The 427-nt window shown below is 31.6% G+C and carries 1 protein-coding gene; it reads left to right on the top strand.

Annotated elements, in window-relative coordinates; translation table 11 throughout:
• Positions 1-414: transposase (locus LJD34_RS16190; protein ID WP_227360384.1), on the top strand; the 414-nt coding region annotated here is incomplete at its 5' end.
• Positions 415-427: the final 13 nt, after the last annotated feature.

The following is a 427-nucleotide window of genomic DNA, read 5'->3' as shown; positions in this document are numbered from 1 at the left end:
AATTATCTCAAACAACGTTTCTATAAAGAACTTGTAAACGGCTTTTATGTCTACGCTAAAAAGAAAGAAAAAGACAATGACGACAATAACGTTGATGATTGCGTCAACTACATTACCAGATACACTTCCAGACCTCCCATGGCTGAAAACCGCATCATCAAATATGAAGATGACAAAAAGATGATCAGATGGTGGTACAACCGTCATGAGGATGAAAAATATATCGAAATATATGAAAGCGCTGAAAACTTTATAAACAATCTTATCCTTCACTGTCCTGATGAAAACTTTAAAATGATCAGATACTATGGTTTCTATTCAAACAGGAATAAAAAGTTGCTTGAAAAAGTATATGAACTTTATGGCATAAAAAAGAAAAAGCGTATCAGAAATCTGAAAGAAAAAAAGATTTAAAAAACAAACTTGA

The organism is Faecalibacillus sp. MSK20_93, assembly GCF_020589945.1.
In the GTDB taxonomy this organism is placed as follows: Bacteria; Bacillota_I; Bacilli_A; order Erysipelotrichales; family Coprobacillaceae; genus Faecalibacillus; species Faecalibacillus intestinalis.
Note: the sequence above shows the minus strand (reverse complement) of the source record. Positions and strands in the feature narration are given on the sequence as shown.